Annotated in this window: 21 protein-coding genes; 10 read left to right on the top strand and 11 right to left on the bottom strand. The window is 44.9% G+C overall.

Annotated features, from left to right (window positions below; translation table 11 throughout):
• Positions 1 to 349: 349 nt before the first annotated feature.
• The 8 genes from mlaF to R7O13_RS20535 all read left to right on the top strand — a co-directional run bounded on the left by mlaF (position 350) and on the right by R7O13_RS20535 (position 5,791).
• Positions 350 to 1,153 carry a phospholipid ABC transporter ATP-binding protein MlaF gene (gene mlaF, locus R7O13_RS20570; RefSeq protein ID WP_005388422.1) on the top strand — a complete coding sequence of 268 codons (804 nt, stop codon included), beginning with the start codon at positions 350 to 352 and terminating at the stop codon, positions 1,151 to 1,153.
• The gene (gene mlaE, locus R7O13_RS20565; protein WP_005381100.1) at positions 1,143 to 1,934 is read left to right on the top strand and encodes a lipid asymmetry maintenance ABC transporter permease subunit MlaE; all 792 of its coding nucleotides are present in this window, start codon (positions 1,143 to 1,145) and stop codon (positions 1,932 to 1,934) included. The genes mlaF and mlaE overlap by 11 nt, the downstream gene beginning before the upstream one ends.
• A 2-nt stretch (positions 1,935 to 1,936) precedes the next feature.
• The gene (mlaD, locus tag R7O13_RS20560; protein WP_005381099.1) at positions 1,937 to 2,425 is read left to right on the top strand and encodes an outer membrane lipid asymmetry maintenance protein MlaD; all 489 of its coding nucleotides are present in this window, start codon (positions 1,937 to 1,939) and stop codon (positions 2,423 to 2,425) included.
• A gap of 2 nt (positions 2,426 to 2,427) precedes the next feature.
• Positions 2,428 to 3,066 carry a phospholipid-binding protein MlaC gene (gene mlaC, locus R7O13_RS20555; RefSeq protein ID WP_017821301.1) on the top strand — a complete coding sequence of 213 codons (639 nt, stop codon included), beginning with the start codon at positions 2,428 to 2,430 and terminating at the stop codon, positions 3,064 to 3,066.
• Positions 3,066 to 3,386, top strand: a complete 321-nt coding sequence (locus R7O13_RS20550) for a lipid asymmetry maintenance protein MlaB (protein WP_005381093.1) — start codon at positions 3,066 to 3,068, stop codon at positions 3,384 to 3,386. The genes mlaC and R7O13_RS20550 overlap by 1 nt, the downstream gene beginning before the upstream one ends.
• Before the next feature lie 3 nt (positions 3,387 to 3,389).
• Positions 3,390 to 3,644 (top strand): BolA family iron metabolism protein IbaG, encoded by a 255-nt coding sequence (gene ibaG / locus R7O13_RS20545; RefSeq protein ID WP_005381092.1) that lies wholly within the window; start codon positions 3,390 to 3,392, stop codon positions 3,642 to 3,644.
• 9 nt (positions 3,645 to 3,653) lie between these two features.
• Positions 3,654 to 4,910 carry a UDP-N-acetylglucosamine 1-carboxyvinyltransferase gene (gene murA / locus R7O13_RS20540; protein WP_005388419.1) on the top strand — a complete coding sequence of 419 codons (1,257 nt, stop codon included), beginning with the start codon at positions 3,654 to 3,656 and terminating at the stop codon, positions 4,908 to 4,910.
• 155 nt (positions 4,911 to 5,065) lie between these two features.
• The gene (locus R7O13_RS20535; protein ID WP_005381088.1) at positions 5,066 to 5,791 is read left to right on the top strand and encodes a 1-acylglycerol-3-phosphate O-acyltransferase; all 726 of its coding nucleotides are present in this window, start codon (positions 5,066 to 5,068) and stop codon (positions 5,789 to 5,791) included.
• Positions 5,792 to 5,876: 85 nt separating this feature from the next.
• Here R7O13_RS20535 and R7O13_RS20530 read toward each other — a convergent pair whose 3' ends face one another.
• The 6 genes from R7O13_RS20530 to arcA form a co-directional block, all read right to left on the bottom strand.
• Positions 5,877 to 6,266 (bottom strand): RidA family protein, encoded by a 390-nt coding sequence (locus R7O13_RS20530; RefSeq protein WP_005381087.1) that lies wholly within the window; start codon positions 6,264 to 6,266, stop codon positions 5,877 to 5,879.
• A gap of 130 nt (positions 6,267 to 6,396) precedes the next feature.
• On the bottom strand, positions 6,397 to 6,858 hold the full coding sequence (pyrI, locus tag R7O13_RS20525) for an aspartate carbamoyltransferase regulatory subunit (RefSeq protein ID WP_005381086.1): 462 nt from the start codon (positions 6,856 to 6,858) through the stop codon (positions 6,397 to 6,399).
• Between the two features lie 15 nt (positions 6,859 to 6,873).
• Entirely contained in the window at positions 6,874 to 7,803 is a 930-nt protein-coding gene (pyrB, locus tag R7O13_RS20520; RefSeq protein ID WP_005381085.1) for an aspartate carbamoyltransferase, read from the bottom strand.
• Between the two features lie 86 nt (positions 7,804 to 7,889).
• Complete coding sequence (locus tag R7O13_RS20515; protein ID WP_005381084.1) at positions 7,890 to 7,985, bottom strand: hypothetical protein; 96 nt, start codon at positions 7,983 to 7,985, stop codon at positions 7,890 to 7,892.
• A gap of 99 nt (positions 7,986 to 8,084) precedes the next feature.
• On the bottom strand, positions 8,085 to 9,089 hold the full coding sequence (locus tag R7O13_RS20510; RefSeq protein ID WP_318304602.1) for an ornithine carbamoyltransferase: 1,005 nt from the start codon (positions 9,087 to 9,089) through the stop codon (positions 8,085 to 8,087).
• A 156-nt stretch (positions 9,090 to 9,245) separates the two neighbouring features.
• On the bottom strand, positions 9,246 to 10,466 hold the full coding sequence (gene arcA, locus R7O13_RS20505; protein ID WP_213912445.1) for an arginine deiminase: 1,221 nt from the start codon (positions 10,464 to 10,466) through the stop codon (positions 9,246 to 9,248).
• A 583-nt stretch (positions 10,467 to 11,049) separates the two neighbouring features.
• On the opposite strand from arcA, the gene rraB reads away from it, so the two are divergent.
• Both rraB and R7O13_RS20495 read left to right on the top strand, forming a co-directional pair.
• Positions 11,050 to 11,463 carry a ribonuclease E inhibitor RraB gene (gene rraB, locus R7O13_RS20500; RefSeq protein ID WP_213912444.1) on the top strand — a complete coding sequence of 138 codons (414 nt, stop codon included), beginning with the start codon at positions 11,050 to 11,052 and terminating at the stop codon, positions 11,461 to 11,463.
• 154 nt (positions 11,464 to 11,617) lie between these two features.
• A complete protein-coding gene (locus R7O13_RS20495; protein WP_213987483.1) occupies positions 11,618 to 12,418 on the top strand; it encodes a glycosyl hydrolase 2 galactose-binding domain-containing protein in 801 nt (266 codons plus the stop codon).
• Positions 12,419 to 12,437: 19 nt separating this feature from the next.
• Here R7O13_RS20495 and R7O13_RS20490 read toward each other — a convergent pair whose 3' ends face one another.
• The 5 genes from R7O13_RS20490 to pepA form a co-directional block, all read right to left on the bottom strand.
• The gene (locus R7O13_RS20490; protein ID WP_017821846.1) at positions 12,438 to 13,343 is read right to left on the bottom strand and encodes a bifunctional helix-turn-helix transcriptional regulator/GNAT family N-acetyltransferase; all 906 of its coding nucleotides are present in this window, start codon (positions 13,341 to 13,343) and stop codon (positions 12,438 to 12,440) included.
• 115 nt (positions 13,344 to 13,458) lie between these two features.
• Positions 13,459 to 13,863: a DUF2061 domain-containing protein gene (locus tag R7O13_RS20485; protein ID WP_005381078.1), complete on the bottom strand. Its 405-nt coding sequence runs from the start codon at positions 13,861 to 13,863 to the stop codon at positions 13,459 to 13,461.
• Between the two features lie 202 nt (positions 13,864 to 14,065).
• Positions 14,066 to 16,924, bottom strand: coding sequence for a valine--tRNA ligase (locus tag R7O13_RS20480; RefSeq protein WP_025767623.1), 2,859 nt, complete (start codon positions 16,922 to 16,924; stop codon positions 14,066 to 14,068).
• Positions 16,925 to 17,020: 96 nt separating this feature from the next.
• Positions 17,021 to 17,470 carry a DNA polymerase III subunit chi gene (locus R7O13_RS20475; protein WP_031777270.1) on the bottom strand — a complete coding sequence of 150 codons (450 nt, stop codon included), beginning with the start codon at positions 17,468 to 17,470 and terminating at the stop codon, positions 17,021 to 17,023.
• Between the two features lie 115 nt (positions 17,471 to 17,585).
• Complete coding sequence (gene pepA, locus R7O13_RS20470; RefSeq protein WP_005381073.1) at positions 17,586 to 19,094, bottom strand: leucyl aminopeptidase; 1,509 nt, start codon at positions 19,092 to 19,094, stop codon at positions 17,586 to 17,588.
• Between the last annotated feature and the right edge of the window lie 197 nt (positions 19,095 to 19,291).

Genomic DNA, 19,291 nt, shown 5'->3' with positions numbered 1-19,291 from the left:
AAAATGAATAACCGCTAATTTTGACCTTTTGCGGCCTAAAATGGAAGATAAACGAAGAATAAATTAAAGGTTAGTAACGAAAATGTATGTAAATCTCACTCATTTAAATGAGCAATTCTGGTCTAGGATTTAAACACTTCGTGCTAATTAGGTCATAAACCATGAGAAATTGCAGGGATATAGTCGACTTTATTTAATTGAACAGTGCTTTAAATTCAACGCCAATGTGCTTATGATTGCAGCCTAATAAATGTACCGACGTTACTTTATTAAACGTAGAATTCAACTCCGATGAGTATCTGCTTGATGATTCCGTGAGTTGCAACGCTCCTACAGTAGAAGAGATGATATGTCGAACAACGATTTAGTCACCGTGAACAACCTCACTTTTTCACGGGGAGAACGCATGATCTTTGATGATATTGATCTGCATGTTCCTGAGGGCAAAGTGACGGCCATTATGGGACCATCGGGAATTGGTAAAACAACACTGCTGCGTTTGATTGGTGGTCAGTTGTATCCCGAGCAAGGAGAGATCTGGTTTGATGGAGACAATATTCCCTCTCTCTCGCGTAAAAAACTCTACCATGCTCGAAAGAAAATGAGCATGTTGTTCCAGTCAGGGGCTTTATTCACTGATTTGAATGTTTTTGATAATGTCGCCTTTCCATTGAGAGAGCATACCGATTTATCGGAAGATTTGATTCGCACCATGGTGTTACTCAAGCTCGAAGCTGTCGGTCTACGCGGCGCGGCGCAATTAATGCCGAGTGAGCTTTCAGGTGGTATGGCAAGACGCGCTGCTTTGGCTCGTGCAATCGCACTTGACCCTGACCTGATCATGTACGATGAGCCGTTTGTGGGGCAAGACCCAATCACTATGGGCGTTTTGGTTGAGCTAATTAGCAATCTAAACCAAGCGTTAGGTTTGACCTCTATTGTGGTTTCTCACGACGTACCTGAAGTCATGAGTATTGCTGACTGGGTATACCTGATGGCCGATGGAAAAATCATCGCCTATGGTACGCCAGAAGAGCTGACTCAAAACTCTGATCCTCGTGTCCAGCAGTTCTTACAAGGTGATGCCGACGGTCCTGTACCGTTTCGTTTCCCTTCTCAAAGTATCGAAAAGGACTTATTTGATGGTCGATAACTTCATTCACTTTGTCGCCTCGCTGGGTCGACGCACGCTTTCTATTTGCGGAGCATTTGGTCGTGCGACTTTCATGTTGATTGGGGCGCTATTTTCTAAGCCACAACCGATCAGAAGCTTTCCTCTGCTTGTTAAGCAACTTTATTCTGTTGGTGTTCAGTCGCTGGCGATCATCGTCGTATCTGGTCTGTTCATTGGAATGGTTTTGAGTCTACAAGGCTATGTTGTGTTGGTGGATTACGGCGCAGAAGGCAGTTTGGGGCAAATGGTAGCGCTTTCGTTACTCCGTGAATTAGGACCCGTTGTTACTGCACTTTTGTTTGCTGGTCGTGCCGGTTCTGCGTTAACCGCAGAGATAGGTCTAATGAAAGCAACGGAACAACTGTCTAGCCTTGAAATGATGGCGGTAGACCCATTGAAACGAGTGATTGCACCACGGTTTTGGGCTGGGGTTATCTCAATGCCTTTACTGGCTATGATTTTCATGGCTGTGGGAATTTGGGGCGCTCAGCTTGTTGGTGTTGACTGGAAAGGCGTTGATCACGGCAGTTTTTGGTCAGCGATGCAGTCCTCTGTTGAGCTAGGGCAAGACATTGGTAACAGTATGATCAAATGTTTTGCGTTTGCAATTACGGTTACTTGGGTCGCTCTATTTAACGGTTATGATGCTATTCCAACATCGGAAGGGATCAGCCGAGCAACTACGCGCACTGTTGTGCATTCTTCTTTAGCAGTACTAGGATTAGACTTTGTACTGACCGCATTGATGTTTGGGAATTAATCATGCAACAAACACGTAAAACTGAATTATGGGTTGGCAGCTTTGTATTAGCGGGAATTTGCGCGATTCTTGTGATGATTTTTCAAGTTGCTGACGTAAAAAGCATTGGCTCTGGTGATACTTATACCCTCAAAGCCGAGTTCGATAATATTGGCAGTTTAAAAGTTCGTTCTCCCGTAAAAGTGGGGGGCGTTGTGATTGGTCGAGTAAGTAGTATTTCGCTTAACCCAGACAACTTATTGCCAGTTGTAACACTATCTATCAATAGCAAATACAATCAGTTCCCAGAAACGTCGAGCGTACAAATTTTGACATCTGGCCTGATTGGTGAGCAATACATTGGTTTAGTACCTGGCTTCGTTTTTGATGATGAAGTCATGCTAGTGGATGGTGATACCATCGAAGACACCAAATCGGCGCTTGTGCTTGAAGACTTAATTGGTCAAGTACTATACAGCGTAGGTGGTTCAGACGACTCAAGTAAGGAATAACTATGTTAGCGAGATTACTACTTTCAGTTTGTGCTGTGTTTAGCGTCTTTGGAGCAACAGCAGCAGAGGTGGATAAAACTGAACCTTATAAGATGATGAAGCAGGTAGCTGAAGTCACGTTCGAAAGATTGAAAGCCGAACAGCCGAAAATCAAACAAGATCCAAATTTACTTAAAGTGATCGTTGAAGAAGAGCTAATGCCTTACGTCAACTACCGCTATGCAGGGTTAAAACTTCTTGGTCCAAACTTAAAAGGTGCTAAGCGTGAAGATGTACTTGAGTTTATCGATGCATTTCGTGCGTACCTGATTGCGTCTTATGCACAAGTGTTGACGCAATACTCTGACCAAAAAATTGAGTTTGGTCCTGAGCCTAGCATTGATGACTCTAAGCGTATTACAAGCATTAAAGTTGATATCATCGATACTCCGCGTCCAAACATCAAACTTGAGTTTAAACTGCGTAAAGACAACCACTCTGGTGAGTGGGAAGCATTCGATATGATTGCAGAGGGCATTAGTTTGCTTTCTAGTAAACAATCCGAATGGAACAGTAAAATTCGTCAAGAAGGTATTCTATCTGTTGCTAAAGACCTAGAAAAATTGGCCGCAGAACCGATCCGCTTCGAGGCTAAGAAATAATGGCCCAGACTCCCGCTCAGTGGCAATTGGATCAAAACATTCTTAAGCTAACAGGGGCACTTGATAGAGATACAGTGCCTTCATTGTGGGCGTATGCACAGCAATGGCAACCTGCTCAATCGGAGCTGGAATGCTCGCTAAAAGAGATAGAGCGCGTCGACTCTGCAGGAATGGTGATGTTAATCCACTTATTAGAGCATGCAAAAAAGCAAAACTGTCATATAATGCTCAGTTTCGTGCCGGCGCAACTGCGCACTTTGTTTCAACTGAGCAATGTTGAATCTTTAGTGGCCAAACACATACAGAATTATCAGGGGTAAATTGTGGATAGCGCAAAAGTACAACAGTTATTAGAAGAAGCACTAAACCTTCAAGAAGTGCATGTGAAAGGTGAAGGTAGCCACTATGAAGTGGTTGCTGTTGATGCTTGTTTCGATGGAATGAGCCGCGTTAAGAAGCAGCAGCTAATTTATGCTCCTCTGATGGAATACATCCAGCGTAACGACATTCACGCATTATCAATCAAAGCGTTCACACCAGAAGAGTGGGCTCGTGATAAGAAATTGATGTCGCTTTAAGGTTTATTGATGGAAAAGTTTCGAGTTATTGGGTCAGATAAACCACTAGTTGGTGAAGTGACCATTTCAGGTGCAAAAAACGCAGCACTGCCGATTTTATTTGCGTCTATCTTGGCGGAAGAGCCAGTAGAAGTGGCAAACGTACCACACCTTCGTGATATCGATACAACCATGGAATTGCTTAAGCGTTTAGGCGCGAAAGTAAGCCGCAATGGCTCTGTTCATGTTGATCCAAGCAGTATTACAGAATACTGTGCGCCTTATGACTTGGTGAAAACCATGCGTGCTTCTATTTGGGCTTTGGGTCCTTTGGTGGCGCGCTTTGGTCAAGGTCAGGTTTCTTTACCAGGCGGTTGTGCTATTGGCGCTCGTCCTGTGGATCTACATATTTCTGGTTTAGAGCAGCTTGGCGCAACCATTACATTAGAAGATGGTTATGTGAAAGCAGAAGTGGATGGTCGTCTAAAAGGCGCGCACATCGTGATGGATAAAGTCAGCGTAGGCGCGACGATCACCATCATGTGTGCCGCAGCGCTGGCGGAAGGCACAACAACACTAGATAACGCTGCGCGTGAGCCTGAAATCGTCGATACCGCTGATTTCCTAAATAAGCTTGGCGCAAAAATCTCTGGCGCTGGCACAGATACCATTACGATTGAAGGTGTTGAGCGCCTAGGCGGTTGTAAACACAACGTGGTTGCTGACCGTATTGAGACGGGAACATTCCTTGTCGCAGCAGCAGTATCTGGCGGTAAAGTGGTATGTCGCAACACTAATGCTCATTTGCTTGAAGCGGTTCTCGCCAAGCTGGAAGAAGCTGGCGCGCTTGTCGAAACGGGTGAAGATTGGATCTCCGTTGATATGACCGACCGCGAGCTAAAAGCGGTAAGTGTACGTACTGCGCCACATCCTGGTTTTCCGACGGATATGCAAGCTCAATTTACGCTTCTGAATATGATGGCGAAAGGTGGCGGCGTGATCACAGAGACTATCTTTGAAAACCGCTTTATGCACGTACCAGAACTCATGCGTATGGGCGCTAAAGCTGAGATCGAAGGCAATACGGTTATCTGTGGTGATGTTGAGTCACTCAGCGGTGCGCAAGTGATGGCAACCGATCTACGAGCTTCGGCTAGTTTGGTTATTGCAGGTTGCATTGCTAAAGGCGAAACCGTCGTTGATCGTATTTACCATATCGACCGTGGTTACGACAAAATCGAAAATAAACTGGCTGCACTTGGCGCAAATATTGAGCGAGTGAGCTAGGCAAGTTAAACTGCACCGCAGGTAACTTGGATATCAAGAGAGCCGAAACCTGAGTTTCGGCTTTTTTATATCACTCTCATGACCATATTTTCCCTTTATGGAAAGAGAGATATTAATAGCTGTATCTGGCAAAAGCCGGTTCCTGGAGAACAAGAATGATTGCACTGTTACGTGTATTTGCTGTCGCTATCTTTGCGATTGTTATGTTTATTGGTGGTTGTGGTTACTGCCTATTAAGCCCTAGAAACCCTAAGCACGTTTTCACTTTTGGCCGTTTGTTTGCCAAGATGTCTCGTGTGTTTGGGATTAAGTTAGAGTTGCGTATCCCTGAAGATGCGTATTCACGCGGCCAACATGTTTACATTGCTAACCACCAGAACAACTGGGACATGTTTACTGTTTCTGCGGCTGTGACTCCGAAAGTTGTGACAGTAGGTAAAAAGAGCTTGGCTTGGATGCCACTGTTTGGTCAGCTTTACTGGCTTACGGGTAACATTCTGATTGACCGAGCGAATCGCTCTAAAGCAAAAGGTACTATCGATCAGGTCGTGAGCAGCATGAAAGAAAGTGATGTTTCGGTGTGGATGTTCCCAGAAGGCACGCGTTCTCGTGGGCGTGGTTTGCTGCCATTCAAAACAGGTGCTTTTCATGCGGCAATTGGTGCAGGTGTGCCAATCATTCCTATCGTATGTAGCTCGACGAATAAAATTAAGCTGAACCGTTGGAACAATGGTCATGTGATTGTTGAAATGCTACCTCCAATCAGCACTGAAGGCTATGGTAAAGAGGGCATTCGCGAGTTAGCGAATATCTGTCGTGAACAGATGAAAGAGAAGCTTGAATCGTTAGATGAAGAAGTCAAACAGCGCAACGCTGCTTAAGTTTTACTGCGATATCATCACGAGAAAACAATAAAAAACGGGTAGCCTGAGCTACCCGTTTTTTTATGTTTGTCAGCAAGTGCAATTATTTGCGAACAGCGATTGCTTCAATCTCGATGCCAACATCTTTTGGTAGGCGAGCCACTTCTACACAAGAGCGTGCAGGGTAGTTTGCTACGCCGTGCTCATCAAAGAACTTGCCGTAAACTTCGTTCACTGTGCCAAAGTCATTTAGGTCTTTAACAAAAACCGTTAGCTTTACAATATCAGATACTTTAAGACCTGAAGATTCAACTACAGCCTTTACGTTTTCTAGAGACTGACGAGCTTGTTCTGCGATATCAGCAGACACTTCACCTGTCGCTGGGTTTACTGGGATTTGGCCTGAAGTAAGAACCATGTTACCTAGATCTACGCCTTGAACGTAAGGACCGATTGCTGCTGGTGCAGACTCAGTGTGAAGTACTTTCGTCATTTGATTTTTTCCATCAGTTGTAGGGAATAAAGATTCTCAGTTTGCCTCTAAACCCTCGGTAGGTAAAGAGCAAAATACCCCGACATTGCAGGGTATTTTAAACGTATCAAAGCCTAGTCGTGCGGCGTGTTTATCGCTCGGTTACGATCTCGCGTGAGAACACTTTCTCGCAGTATTTACACTTTAGGCGGATTTCTTGTTTCTTCTCGAACACGCTAAAGCTGCTTTCTACTGGTTCATTATGAGAAATACAGTTTGAATTCGGGCATTCAAATACATCATTGATGCGCTCAGGAAGCTCTAACGCTAGCTTTTTCACCACTTCATAATTCTCGATTTGATTCACGGTCGCGTGAGGAGCATACAACGCTAGCTTGCTCGCTTGCTCTTCATTGATAAACACATTTTCGATTTTGAGTAGATCTTTATGACCGAGTGCTGATGATGGCAAGTTCAGTCCAATCGTTACGCGTTGTGATGAATTGTGCATATCGAACAGTCTTAATACTTTGATACCGATTTGCGCAGGGATGTGGTCGATGACCGTACCATTTTTGATTGCTTCTACCTGCAATTGAGTTTCTTTAGCCATGATTTTTCCCCTCGATTACAGTGTTTCGTTTAGAACAAGCGCCAGCAGTGCTTGGCGAGCATACACGCCATTTTGAGCTTGCTGGAAGAAGTAAGCATGAGGCGTTTTATCAACATCAGTTGTGATTTCATCCACACGTGGTAGTGGGTGCAGTACTTTCAAGTTCTCACGCGCGCCTTCTAGTAGTGCCGCCGTTAGGATGTAAGCCGACTTAATATGTGCGTATTCCGATTCGTCAAAGCGTTCTTTCTGTACGCGTGTCATGTACAGAATATCCAGTTCAGGAATCACACTTTCCATGTCTGTGTGTAGGCTATATTGAATGCCAGCTTCGTCTAGTTCTTCGCAGATGTAATCTGGCATTGCCAGCGCATCTGGTGCAACAAAGAAGAAGCGGATGTTGTTAAACTTTGCTAAGGCTTGAGTCAGTGAGTGCACTGTGCGGCCATATTTTAGGTCACCTACGAATGCGACGTTCAGGTTGTCTAGACGCCCTTGTGTTTCCGCGATGGTGTATAGGTCGAGTAGCGTTTGAGTTGGGTGTTGGTTTGCACCGTCGCCCGCGTTGATCACTGGCACGCCATTTGAAAATTCAGATGCCAAGCGAGCGGCGCCTTCTTGTGGATGACGCATCACAAAGGCATCGACGTAAGAAGAGATGACTTGTACTGAATCTGCGAGTGTTTCGCCTTTCTTCGCCAGAGAGGTATTACCATCATTATCAAAGCCAATCACGTCACCACCAATGCGCTGAATCGCTGTTTCAAACGATAAACGTGTACGTGTTGATGGTTCAAAGAAACAACTTGCAACGACTTTGTTTTTAATCAGTTCTGGTCGAGGTGCTTTTTTAAGGCTACCTGCTGTTTCTACGATAAGTTCCAGTTCTTCGCGTGAAAGCTCTGGAATAGAGATGATGTGCTTCTGGTAAAGCGAGTTCGCCATGATCTTCTTCCCTATAACATTGATGACTACATCCAAATAACCGAAAGGAATTTTGGACATAAAAAAACCTCCCCAATGGGGAGGTTTTAAAATTCAATAGAATTAACGAAAATAACACCACGTAAGCGTAGTCGCTTAGCGAGAGCAAATCGCGTTTTTACGTCAGCAATCAGCGTGGTCATTTCTTAATCCTCAGACAAATTGTCGAGCATTATACGCTTAACTTTCGTGAGCGCAAGCGATTACATCATGGTTTTTATCGGCTGTTTTTGCGCGCTGGTTTAGCTTCCTAGCGTCGCAACCATCACGGCTTTGATGGTATGCATACGGTTTTCAGCTTCGTCGAATACGATGGAGTATTCCGATTCAAATACCTCTTCTGTTACTTCAAGGCCTTTCATACCGTATTTTTCAGCGACTTCTTTGCCGACGGTGGTTTCATCATTGTGGAAAGCTGGAAGGCAGTGCATGAATTTCACATGTGGATTACCCGTTTGCTCAATCACGTTCATATTGATTTGATAAGGTGTCATTAACGCTACACGCTCATCCCATGCCTCGGCAGACTCACCCATAGACACCCAAACGTCGGTGTATAGGAAGTCACAACCTTTCACACCTTCCTCAACGCTTTCAGTTAACGTGATTTTTGCACCGGTTTGTTGCGCGATAGTTTGACAAGTTGCCACGAGCTCTTCTTCAGGCCAGAACGCTTTTGGCGCGACAAGGCGAATATCCATGCCCATTTTCGCTGCGCCCACCATAAGTGAGTTACCCATGTTGTTGCGCGCATCACCTAGGTAAGCGAAGGTTATTTCATGCAGCTGTTTACCACGGCCGTGCTCTTGCATGGTCAGGAAGTCAGCAAGGATCTGGGTTGGGTGGAACTCATCCGTTAAACCATTCCACACAGGAACACCAGCATAAGTACCAAGCTCTTCAACAATGGATTGGCCAAAGCCTCGGTATTCAATCCCGTCGTACATACGACCAAGAACGCGAGCGGTGTCTTTCATCGATTCCTTATGACCGATCTGCGAGCCAGAAGGGCCGATGTAAGAGACTTGAGCACCTTGGTCAAAGGCAGCGACTTCAAACGCACATCGGGTACGAGTCGAAGATTTCTCAAAGATTAGTGCGATGTTTTTACCTTGAAGTTTCTTCTGCTCTGTTCCTGCATATTTAGCTTTTTTCAGCTCTGCAGACAGTTCGAGCAAAAACTGGATTTCTTTGGTTGAGAAGTCCAATAGCTTCAAAAAGTTGCGGTTACGTAAATTGAAAGCCATAGCTCGTCCCTTAGTACATGTGATTAGATTAATAGAATTCATTAAAACATATAAATGCTTTTATTGTGAATAATTATTTTCAATTAAAGCTAAAAAAGGTTGATGTATTCACATCAACCTTAGTTTTGATTCACCTAATGTAAAGGGACGAGTAAGTTATATATCGTCTCGTTCTATTGGACAGCTCATACAGCGAGCGCCACCGCGACCACGACCAAGCTCGTTACCAGGTACTGTCAGTACTTTGATGCCAGCTTTATCGTATTTTTCGTTGGTGTATACGTTGCGTTCGTAACCAATTACTACGCCCGGTTTTACAGTTAGAACGTTATTGGCATCATTCCATTGTTCGCGCTCAGCTTCATAGCTGTCGCCACCAGTAGTGATGATTTTCAGCTGATCTAAGCCAAGAGCGGACTCAATCGCGTGCAGATAGTTATGTGAGGCTTCAACATGCATTTCACCGTTGCCTTTTGGTGTTAAGCGCCATGTGTCGAGATCTTTGCGCATGATCTCTGGGTAGACAGAGAAAGTATCTACATCCATATGGGTCATCACAGTGTCTAAATGCATACATGAGCGGTGTTTAGGCAGATCAATTGCAATAACCTCGGTAGCTTGGCCTGCTTTAAATAGGCTCGCTGCAAGGTTCTCTACGCCTTGCGCGGTCGTACGCTCAGACATACCGATCAGAACTGCACCTTTACCAATAACCAACACATCACCGCCTTCGACATTCGCATTATCATAATGCAGATCATCGTCACCGAAGTATTTGATAAAATCTTGGCCAGAAAAAATTGGGTGCCAACGATAAATCGCACGTAGGTGGTTTGTTTCACGTTGACGTGCAGGCATCATCATCGGGTTAAGAGAAACGCCGCCATAAACCCAACATGAGGTATCACGAGTAAAGAGGTGATTAGGCAGTGGCTCAATAACAAAGTCGAGAGGACGCTTCATTTTTGGCAGCATAGAAGATGAGGAGATCGGTAGCTCTGAGTAAGCTAAGCCACCTAAAAAGATGCAGGCAAGATGTTCATCATCCATTTCTGAAAAGTATTGGCGTAGGTCTCGCGCAAATGTTGGCCCGTAGCGAAAGTCAGAAATCTGAGTGTTCAGCAGCCATTGTTTTGCTTCTGGAACGGCGAGGGTTTCGACCAGTAAATCGTGGAGGAGAAGCACTTCAACGTCTTGCTCGCGCAGCGTACGTGCGAATGCATCGTGCTCTTCACCTGCCGCTTCTACAGCAAGAACGTCATCAAATAGCAACTCATGACAGTTTGACGGAGTTAAGTGGGTTAGGGCGCGTTCAGGGCGATTTAATAGAACTCGTCGAAGTTGACCAACTTCTGATCCAACGTACAGCTTGCTCATTTTGTATCCTTACAAATTTTCCAGCCATTAGTTATGACAAGCTTCCTAGAAAGATGCAAGTTATCAAGCTTTGTTTATATTCTGATATTTTTGACTTTGTGAGTTTTTTATTTTTATTTTTGTTCTTATTAAATTTGTTATTAGATATAAATGCTATTTTGCTTAAATTGGAGTGCGTGCGTTTTTATTCTAATTTTCCCGTTGAGAAAGAATACATGCACAGTGCATAAAACGTGCATTTTTATTCTAAATTATGCATTATTAAAGTGAATTTATTCGTTATGCTTCTTCGTTTTACACGTGAGTGTATTCAAGAAAGCATCATAAACACGCATAGAAAGAGAAAATAACCACATTAAGTGTCAATTAGGATGTTCTGAATATTAAAAAATGCCATTCTTTGTTAATTTTTTGTTTCTTTGTGTGGTCGGTTTAATATTTAGATTCAAATAACCGATAAGAATCGCAGTGGTATGATGTTTGTTTGTGGCTTTTCATCGCAATCCATGCCATATTTCACCGGATCAGCATACTCAGTATCGGGTATTGTGTTTCCATCAAGTAACTAATCTGGAGCCAAAACATGTCTCACGAAGATGAATATCTATCAGTAGAAGAATTAATTGAGATTCAAAAGGAAGAGACTCGCGATATCATTGCAGCATTGCTAGAAGATGGCAGCGATCCAGATTCGCTATACGAAATTGAGCATCACCTGTTTGCCGAAGATTTTGACACGCTAGAAAAAGCGGTAGTTGAAGCATTCAAGATGGGCTTTGAAGTTCTTGAAGCAGAAGAAACTGAAGATGAAGATGGCAACAAGTTGCTTTGCTGTGATGCGACTATGGAGTCCGCACTAGACGCAGAAGCGATTGATGCGCAAGTTGAAAAATTGATTCACTTGGCAGAAAAATACGACATCATCTATGACGGTTGGGGTACGTACTACGAAGGCGAAGATGCGCTTTACCCTGAAGAAGATGAAGACGAAGAGTAATCAAAGCTCACTACTTTTGGAAAAACCAGCGTTTAACGCTGGTTTTTTTATACCTTGAAAAACTGACGAATGTGGAGGCGATAAATAATTCACATTGAGTTTATAGGGGATTTCTCCCTATAATGCGTGAAAATTGATCTAGCTCAAGGTGTATATGCAACTCTCACTCGCCGGTTTATGGCAAGTCTCTCCACTGACGGACCTTTCTATCTCACAGGATGACATTACTTTCCCTGCTCCTTTGAGTCAGGTATTGCCAGCTGAACTGACAGAAGAAGCAATTCGTCAGCAAGAGTGGCACCTGATGCATGACATTGAAGTGGACGAATCCATGATGGCATTCCCAGCGGTAGAAATGGTGTTGGGTGGTGTGGATTACCATGCAGAAGTGCGTTTGAACGGAGTAGCATTGTTTGACTGTGACGGTTCTCAAAATGTCTACAAGAAAGACATTCGCCCGTTCATGCAGATGGGGCGCAACCGTTTTGAGATCCTATTCCTTGAGGAAGAAGAAGATCTTCTGTTGGATGAGGATAAACCGGAGTTGTGTTCACTTGCAGATCATGAATACCAAAAGAGTGACGAGCGCTTAGGGGTATGGCAAGAGCCGTATCTGCAGTTTATTCGCAATGTGCGTTTAGACCGCGTGGCTACCGAACAGATTTGGCACCACGGTGGTGGTTGTGAGTTTAAGGTGGATTTGTACTACCAAACTTTTGCGCCGGGTTTAGTATCGGCATCGGTTAAGTTCAATGGCATGACTTACCATATTCCTATTGATGTCCGAGCGGAGCATGCGAGCGCTTTATTCCAGATAGAAGCGCCAAAGTATGCCGATCTTACTGATCCTGATCCAAGTGATCTCTACCAGTTGTCTGTTGAGTTGGATGGGCAGCACCAAAACTTCACTGTTGCCTTGAGCCAGGAGCTTTGTGTTACCCATGTTGTGCTTTAACGTCTAATAATATTATCTATTACAGCATCTTAAGCATTACGACTTCACATGCATCATGCCCTGTTTGTCCAAGCGGGGCATCGAGATGCTCAAAGCCTAGCTTTTCATACAAGCTTACCGCTTCTCTCAGACATTCAGTTGTCTCTAAATAGCACTGCTGATACCCAAATTGTTTCGCCAATTGTAAGCTCAATGCGACGATGCGTTTGGCTAAACCGTGTCCTCGTGTTTGAGGTAAGAAGTACATCTTTTGTAGTTCACACACATTTGGCTCGCCAGCTAAAGGGGCAAAGCCACCGCCACCAACGATCTCTCCGCGATGTTCAATGACCCAATAGGCGGCCCCGCATTGATTGTAAACCGAATACATATCATCAAGCGTTGGATCGGCCACACCATAACCTTTGTCTGCGGTTAAGCCGTATTCTGCAGAGACTTTACGAATCACATCTGCGACTTGCGGGTTGTCTGCTTTAGTAAGAGGTCGAAGAACGTATTCCTCAGACTGACACACTTTTGTTAGCCCTTTTAGGTAAGTCTCTAGACCAAGTTTGAGTTGCTCTTGCTCGCTGTCATCGAGTTGGGTAAGCAGTTGTTCAAAGAAGTGGTTTTGCTGTTGGTCCAGTTGTGATAACGCCTGTTGGCCTTGCTCTGTAATCGCTACGAGTTGACTACGTTTGTCTTTTGGGTTTTCGATGCTCTCGACCAAACCTAATTTAATCAAACCAGTAACGGTTCGGCTCGCGTTGGACTTGTCGACATTAAGCTGCTGTGCCAGCTGATTGATGGTCAATGGCTGCAATTGGATTTCACCCAATGCGTGCGCTTGCACTGGAGTGAGAGCGACATCGCCGCATTGTTTATCAAGCATACCAAGCAATCGGACGGCTTGACGGGAGTAGTGTCGAAGTTGACGAGCGTTCATTATCACTTACCTCTAAAAATAAAGTTGCGCACCGCAATTAAATTAATTGCGGTGCGCAACCTTGTCAATGGTAAATGTCATTTTTCTCGTTAGGAGACGTAGTGAGCCTCCATGTTTAAGCGTGGTGATGTAAACAAAACTGCGGTGCTGGAGCTTTTTCTGATGATTTACGCATCCATACTTTCTCGTGGAAGTAGTAAGCCACCGTGTTCAAACTCGGCTCTAGCATCGCCATTACGCCGCCGACGAATGCATCACCTGTTAGTAAGTAAACCACTGTAAAAGCGACGCTGAAGTGCACGGTCGCAAAGCTTGCGGTTTTTAATTTGGTCATCCACTGACGAGCTTTAAGTGCTGGGACTTTTGCCCATGCCTTTTCATGAAAGTAGAAGGCTACGGTGTTCACTGAAGGCTCAATCATGGCAATTAAACTACCAATTAGAATGTCGCCTGTGAGTACGTAAGCGACACTAAATGCGATAGTAAAATGCAGTGCTGCGAAAGTTAGTGTCTTTTTCATGATAATTACTCAATCGTGTTTGTTTCGATGAGTTTATTATCGATAATAATTCTCATTAATGCTAATGGGTAATGAGTATTGTTGTGATAGGGGGAAGCTATTGATGATGGTTTTGGTGAAATGTATACAAAAAAGGTTGGCCATGATGACCAACCTTTTGAACCAAAAGTGAGAAGTGTTAGTTCTTCTCTTTCACTGAGGCTTAAAGTGCAGCGATCGTTGTCTTCTGCTCTTCTAGCTTAGCTAGTGTCTCTTTGTAGCCTTCAAGCTTCTCACGCTCTTTAGCAACAACAGCTTCAGGTGCTTTCGCTACAAAGCCTTCGTTGCCAAGTTTGCCTTCGATACGCTTGATTTCGCCGTGCGTCTTCTTGATTTCGCCATCTAGACGAGCAAGCTCTGCATCTTTGTCTATCAAACCCGCCATTGGGATCATCAGCTCAGACTTGCCAACCAGTGCCGTTGCACACGCTGGAGTTTGTTCGCCAGCTTCAAGCACGCGTACTGCTTCTAGCTTCGCTAGTGACATCAGTACTTGCTTGCTTGCTTCTAGACGAGAGGCATCTTCTGCATTTGCTGCTTTCAGCATAACGTCAAGCGGCTTACCAGGGTTGATGTCGTATTCAGCACGTAGGTTACGGATGCTGGTAATGAACGCCTTCACCCATTCGATATCATCTAGCGCTTCTTGGTTGAAGTTTGCTTCGTCGAATTGAGGCAGTGCTTGAAGCATGATTGTCTCACCTTCTACACCTTCAACTAGTGGCTTGATGCTTTGCCAGATAGTTTCAGTGATGTAAGGAATCACAGGATGAGCCAGACGTAGAGTCTTCTCAAGTACCGTGATTAGTGTACGGCGAGTACCACGCTGTTGCGCTTCAGTACCTTTCCATAGAACGGGTTTAGTTAGCTCTAGGTACCAGTCACAGAATTGGTTCCAGATGAATTCGTAAAGCGTGTTCGCAGCCATATCTAGACGGAAGTTGTCGATATGGTTGTTGAACGCTTTCGCTGCTAGTTCAAACTGAGACTCGATCCACTTGTCTGCTAGTGAGTATTCAATCTCACCACCGTTGAAGCCACAATCTTGCTCTTCTGTGTTCATCATTACGTAACGGCTTGCGTTCCATAGTTTGTTACAGAAGTTACGGTAACCCTCAAGACGTTTCATATCCCAGTTGATATCACGACCTGTTGATGCCATTGCTGCAAGAGTGAAACGCAGTGCGTCTGTACCGTATGCTTCGATACCGTTTTCAAACGTCTTACGAGTGTTCTTCTCGATCTTCTTCGCTAGTTGAGGCTGCATCATGTTGCCACAACGCTTCTCTACGAGAGACTCTAGGTCGATACCATCAATCATGTCGATTGGGTCAAGTACGTTACCTTTCGACTTGGACATCTTGTCGCCGTTTTCGTCACGGATTAGACCAGTAACGTAAACCGTCTTAAATGGTACTTGTGGTTTGCCGTTTTCGTCTTTCACGAAGTGCATGGTCATCATGATCATGCGCGCAACCCAGAAGAAGATGATGTCGAAACCAGTTACTAGTACGTCTGAAGGGTGGAATACTTTCAGATCGTCAGTTTGCTCTGGCCAACCTTGAGTACCGAACGTCCATAGTGCAGAAGAGAACCACGTATCCAGTACGTCTTCGTCTTGGTGAAGTTCAATGACAGACTCTAGGTTGTTGTTCTTACGAACTTCTTCTTCAGTGCGACCTACGTAAACATTACCTTGGTTGTCGTACCAAGCTGGGATGCGGTGACCCCACCATAGCTGACGAGAGATACACCAGTCTTGAACGTCACGCATCCAAGAGAAGTACATGTTTTCGTATTGCTTAGGAACGAATTGGATGTCGCCGTTTTCTACTGCTTCAACTGCGGTTTTCGCTAGAGGCGCAGTACGTACGTACCATTGGTCAGTTAGCATTGGTTCGATAACCACGCCACCACGGTCGCCGTAAGGAACTTGTAGATCGTGATCTTTCACTTCTTCAAGTAGACCTAGCTCGTCGAATTCAGCAACGATAGCTTTACGAGCGGCAAAACGCTCCATACCGTGGTATTTAGCTGGTAGCTCAGTGCTGTAAGCGTCGCTTGCTTCGCCGTTAGTGTTGAATACTTCTGCTGAGTCGCGGATGTTCGCGTCGAAAGTCAGAATGTTGATCATTGGTAGCTGGTGGCGCTTACCTACTTCGTAGTCGTTGAAGTCGTGCGCAGGTGTGATTTTCACACAGCCAGTACCTTTTTCCATATCTGCGTGCTCATCGCCCACGATTGGGATGCGACGATCAACGATAGGAAGGATGATTTCTTTACCGATAAGATCTTTGTAACGTGGATCTTCTGGGTTAACTGCAACACCCGTATCGCCTAGCACGGTCTCTGGACGAGTCGTTGCAACAACGATGTAGTCTTTGCCATCCGCTGTTTTAGCGCCATCTGCTAGTGGGTAGCGGAAGTGCCACATGTGGCCTTTAGTGTCTTTGTTCTCTACTTCTAGATCTGAAATCGCTGTGTGTAGCTTTGGATCCCAGTTAACTAGACGCTTACCGCGGTAGATTAGATCGTCTTCGTATAGACGTACGAAGACTTCTTGAACGGCGTTAGATAGACCATCGTCCATCGTAAAGCGTTCACGATCCCAGTCTACAGATGCGCCAAGACGACGAAGCTGCTTAGTGATAGTGCCGCCAGATTCGCCTTTCCATTCCCAGATTTTGTCGATGAAAGCTTCACGACCGTAATCGTGTTTTGTTTTGCCTTCTTCTGCAGCGATCTTACGCTCAACAACCATCTGAGTTGCGATACCAGCGTGGTCAGTACCTACTTGCCAAAGGGTGTTTTTACCCTTCATACGTTCACAACGGATAAGCGTATCCATGATCGTATCTTGGAACGCGTGGCCCATGTGTAGGCTACCAGTGACGTTCGGTGGCGGGATCATGATGCTGTATGATTCTTTAGTAGTGTCACCGTGTGGCTTAAAGTAGCCTTTCTCTTCCCAAGTCTGATACAGAGCTTGTTCGATTGAAGTTGGGTTGTATGTCTTTTCCATAGCGCTCTTTTAATGGATACGTTGATGGTTGAATCTTAGTCAATCTTTATAAGTGAGGGATCTTAACAAGATCGCCTTAACTATAAGGATTGACCGTTAAGGATATTGAATTTCGATCGTTTGCAGCTGGTAACCTGCTTGACGGTAAATTTTATATCTTTCTCTTGCGAGTTGTTTAGCTTTTTCTTCGCAGGGCACGAAGTCTACCACTTGAGCAAACTTGTTCGCAAAGGTTGTCTCATTTTCCGCCAAATTAATTACCAGCTGACGGTTCCAATTAGGTTTTACACCTTCATGGCCGATTTCAATATTGGTGGCGTATTTCGGTCCCTCGCCTACGAGGTTATGTGCCATGAACTTGTCTGCATCAACTTGCCAAAAGGCTTCAGCGAGCTGCTCGGCGTGTGGTTTGTCTTGGCAGTTTAAATACACTTTAGCGCCTTGGCGAGCAAAGTGCTGAGCCAAAAACACGATGTATTCTTCAAAGCCAGCCACCGTTGCTTGCGGGCTCTCTTCGTTAATGATGTAGAAGGTTGCAGTTTGCATCATTCTCTCACTTGCCTTGGGTCTCTTCCTAAGACCATCTTAAGTCCCACTTTCATTTTAGAAAATTAGGATAATAAAAAAGGGCCTTGCGGCCCTTTTAGATTCTGTTCAGAAATTACTCTTCTGTCTCTTGGCCGCTGCGGTTCAAAAGGAATTGGACAAGCATTGAGACAGGACGGCCCGTTGAGCCTTTCGCTGCGCCTGATTTCCACGCGGTACCTGCGATATCGACGTGTGCCCAGTTGTACTTCTTCGCGAACTTAGATAAGAAGCAACCCGCAGTAATTGTGCCACCAGGGCGACCACCAATGTTTGCCATATCCGCAAACGGGCTTTTCAACTGTTCGTGGTACTCGTCTGCCATTGGTAGACGCCATGCACGGTCACTCGCTTGCTCAGAAGCGTTTACTAGCTCATGAGAAAGAGGGTTGTGGTTAGAGATTACGCCGCTGATATGGTGGCCTAGTGCGATAACACAAGCACCAGTTAGCGTTGCAACGTCAACCACGCAGTCTGGTTCGAAACGCTCTACGTAAGTCAGTGCGTCACAAAGAACAAGACGGCCTTCAGCATCCGTGTTCAGAACTTCTACAGTTTGACCAGACATGGTCGTTAGGATGTCACCTGGACGGTAAGCGTTGCTGCCAGGCATGTTTTCACAGCCCGCTAGAACACCAATAACGTTGATTGGTAGGTTTAGCTTCGCCAGCGCTTTCATTGTACCGAATACCGATGCCGCACCACACATGTCGTACTTCATCTCATCCATACCTTCACCCGGCTTTAGAGAGATACCGCCTGAGTCGAAGGTTAGACCTTTACCTACGAGCACAATCGGTTTTGCATCTGAGTCAGGGTTACCTTTGTACTCGATGATAGACATCATAGATTCGTTTTTAGAACCACGGCCTACTGCTAGGTAAGAGGTCATACCCAGCTTTTCCATCTCTTGCTCACCAATAATTTTGGTGGTTACGGTTTCGTAGTCGTCCGCTAGACGACGAGCTTGAGAAGCAAGGTAAGCTGGATTAGCTACGTTTGGCGGCATGTTGCCAAGGTCTTTTGAGGCTTTGACACCTGATGCGATAGCAAGACCATGAGTGATTGCTTTTTCACCCAAGTTCAATTCACGACGCGTTGGTACGTTGAAAACAAGCTTGCGCAGTGGGCGGCGAGTCTCAGGTTTCACGCTCTTGAATTGATTAAATGTGTATAGACCATCTTTAGTCGCTTCTACAGCCTGGCGCACTTTCCAGTATGTATCACGACCCTTAACATGCAGTTCAGTTAGGAAACATACCGCTTCCATTGAGCCTGTCTCGTTAAGTGTGCTGATCGTCTTTTGAATGATTTCCTTGTACTGGCGCTCGCCAAGTTCACGCTCTTTGCCGCAACCGACAAGTAAAACGCGCTCTGACAAAACACCTGGTACTTGATGCAGTAGCAGCATCTGACCAGGTTTACCCTCTAGATCACCACGGCGAAGTAGTGAACTGATGTAACCGTCACTGATTTTATCAAGTTGTTCGGCTACTGGAGAAAGGCGACGTGGTTCAAACACACCAACAACGATACATGCGCTACGTTGTTTCTCTGGACTGCCACTTTTTACACTGAACTCCATGCGTACTCCTACATCCTGAAGACAAATTGCTCTAAATGTTAGATAATGATCGCTTACTTGTTGAATTTTAGCTCCAGGCTTACATGCAGAGCTGATTAAGCGACTAACATCTAGTTTATAATTTTTAAAAAAATAAATGGTTCAACGGGAAACTATAGTGATTCGACCAAAAAAACAAGTTTTGTATAGGTAATTTC

Source organism: Vibrio sp. Y176 (assembly GCF_033438945.1).
The sequence above is the reverse complement of the archived record's forward strand: the minus strand, read 5'-3'. Positions and strand labels throughout refer to the sequence as shown.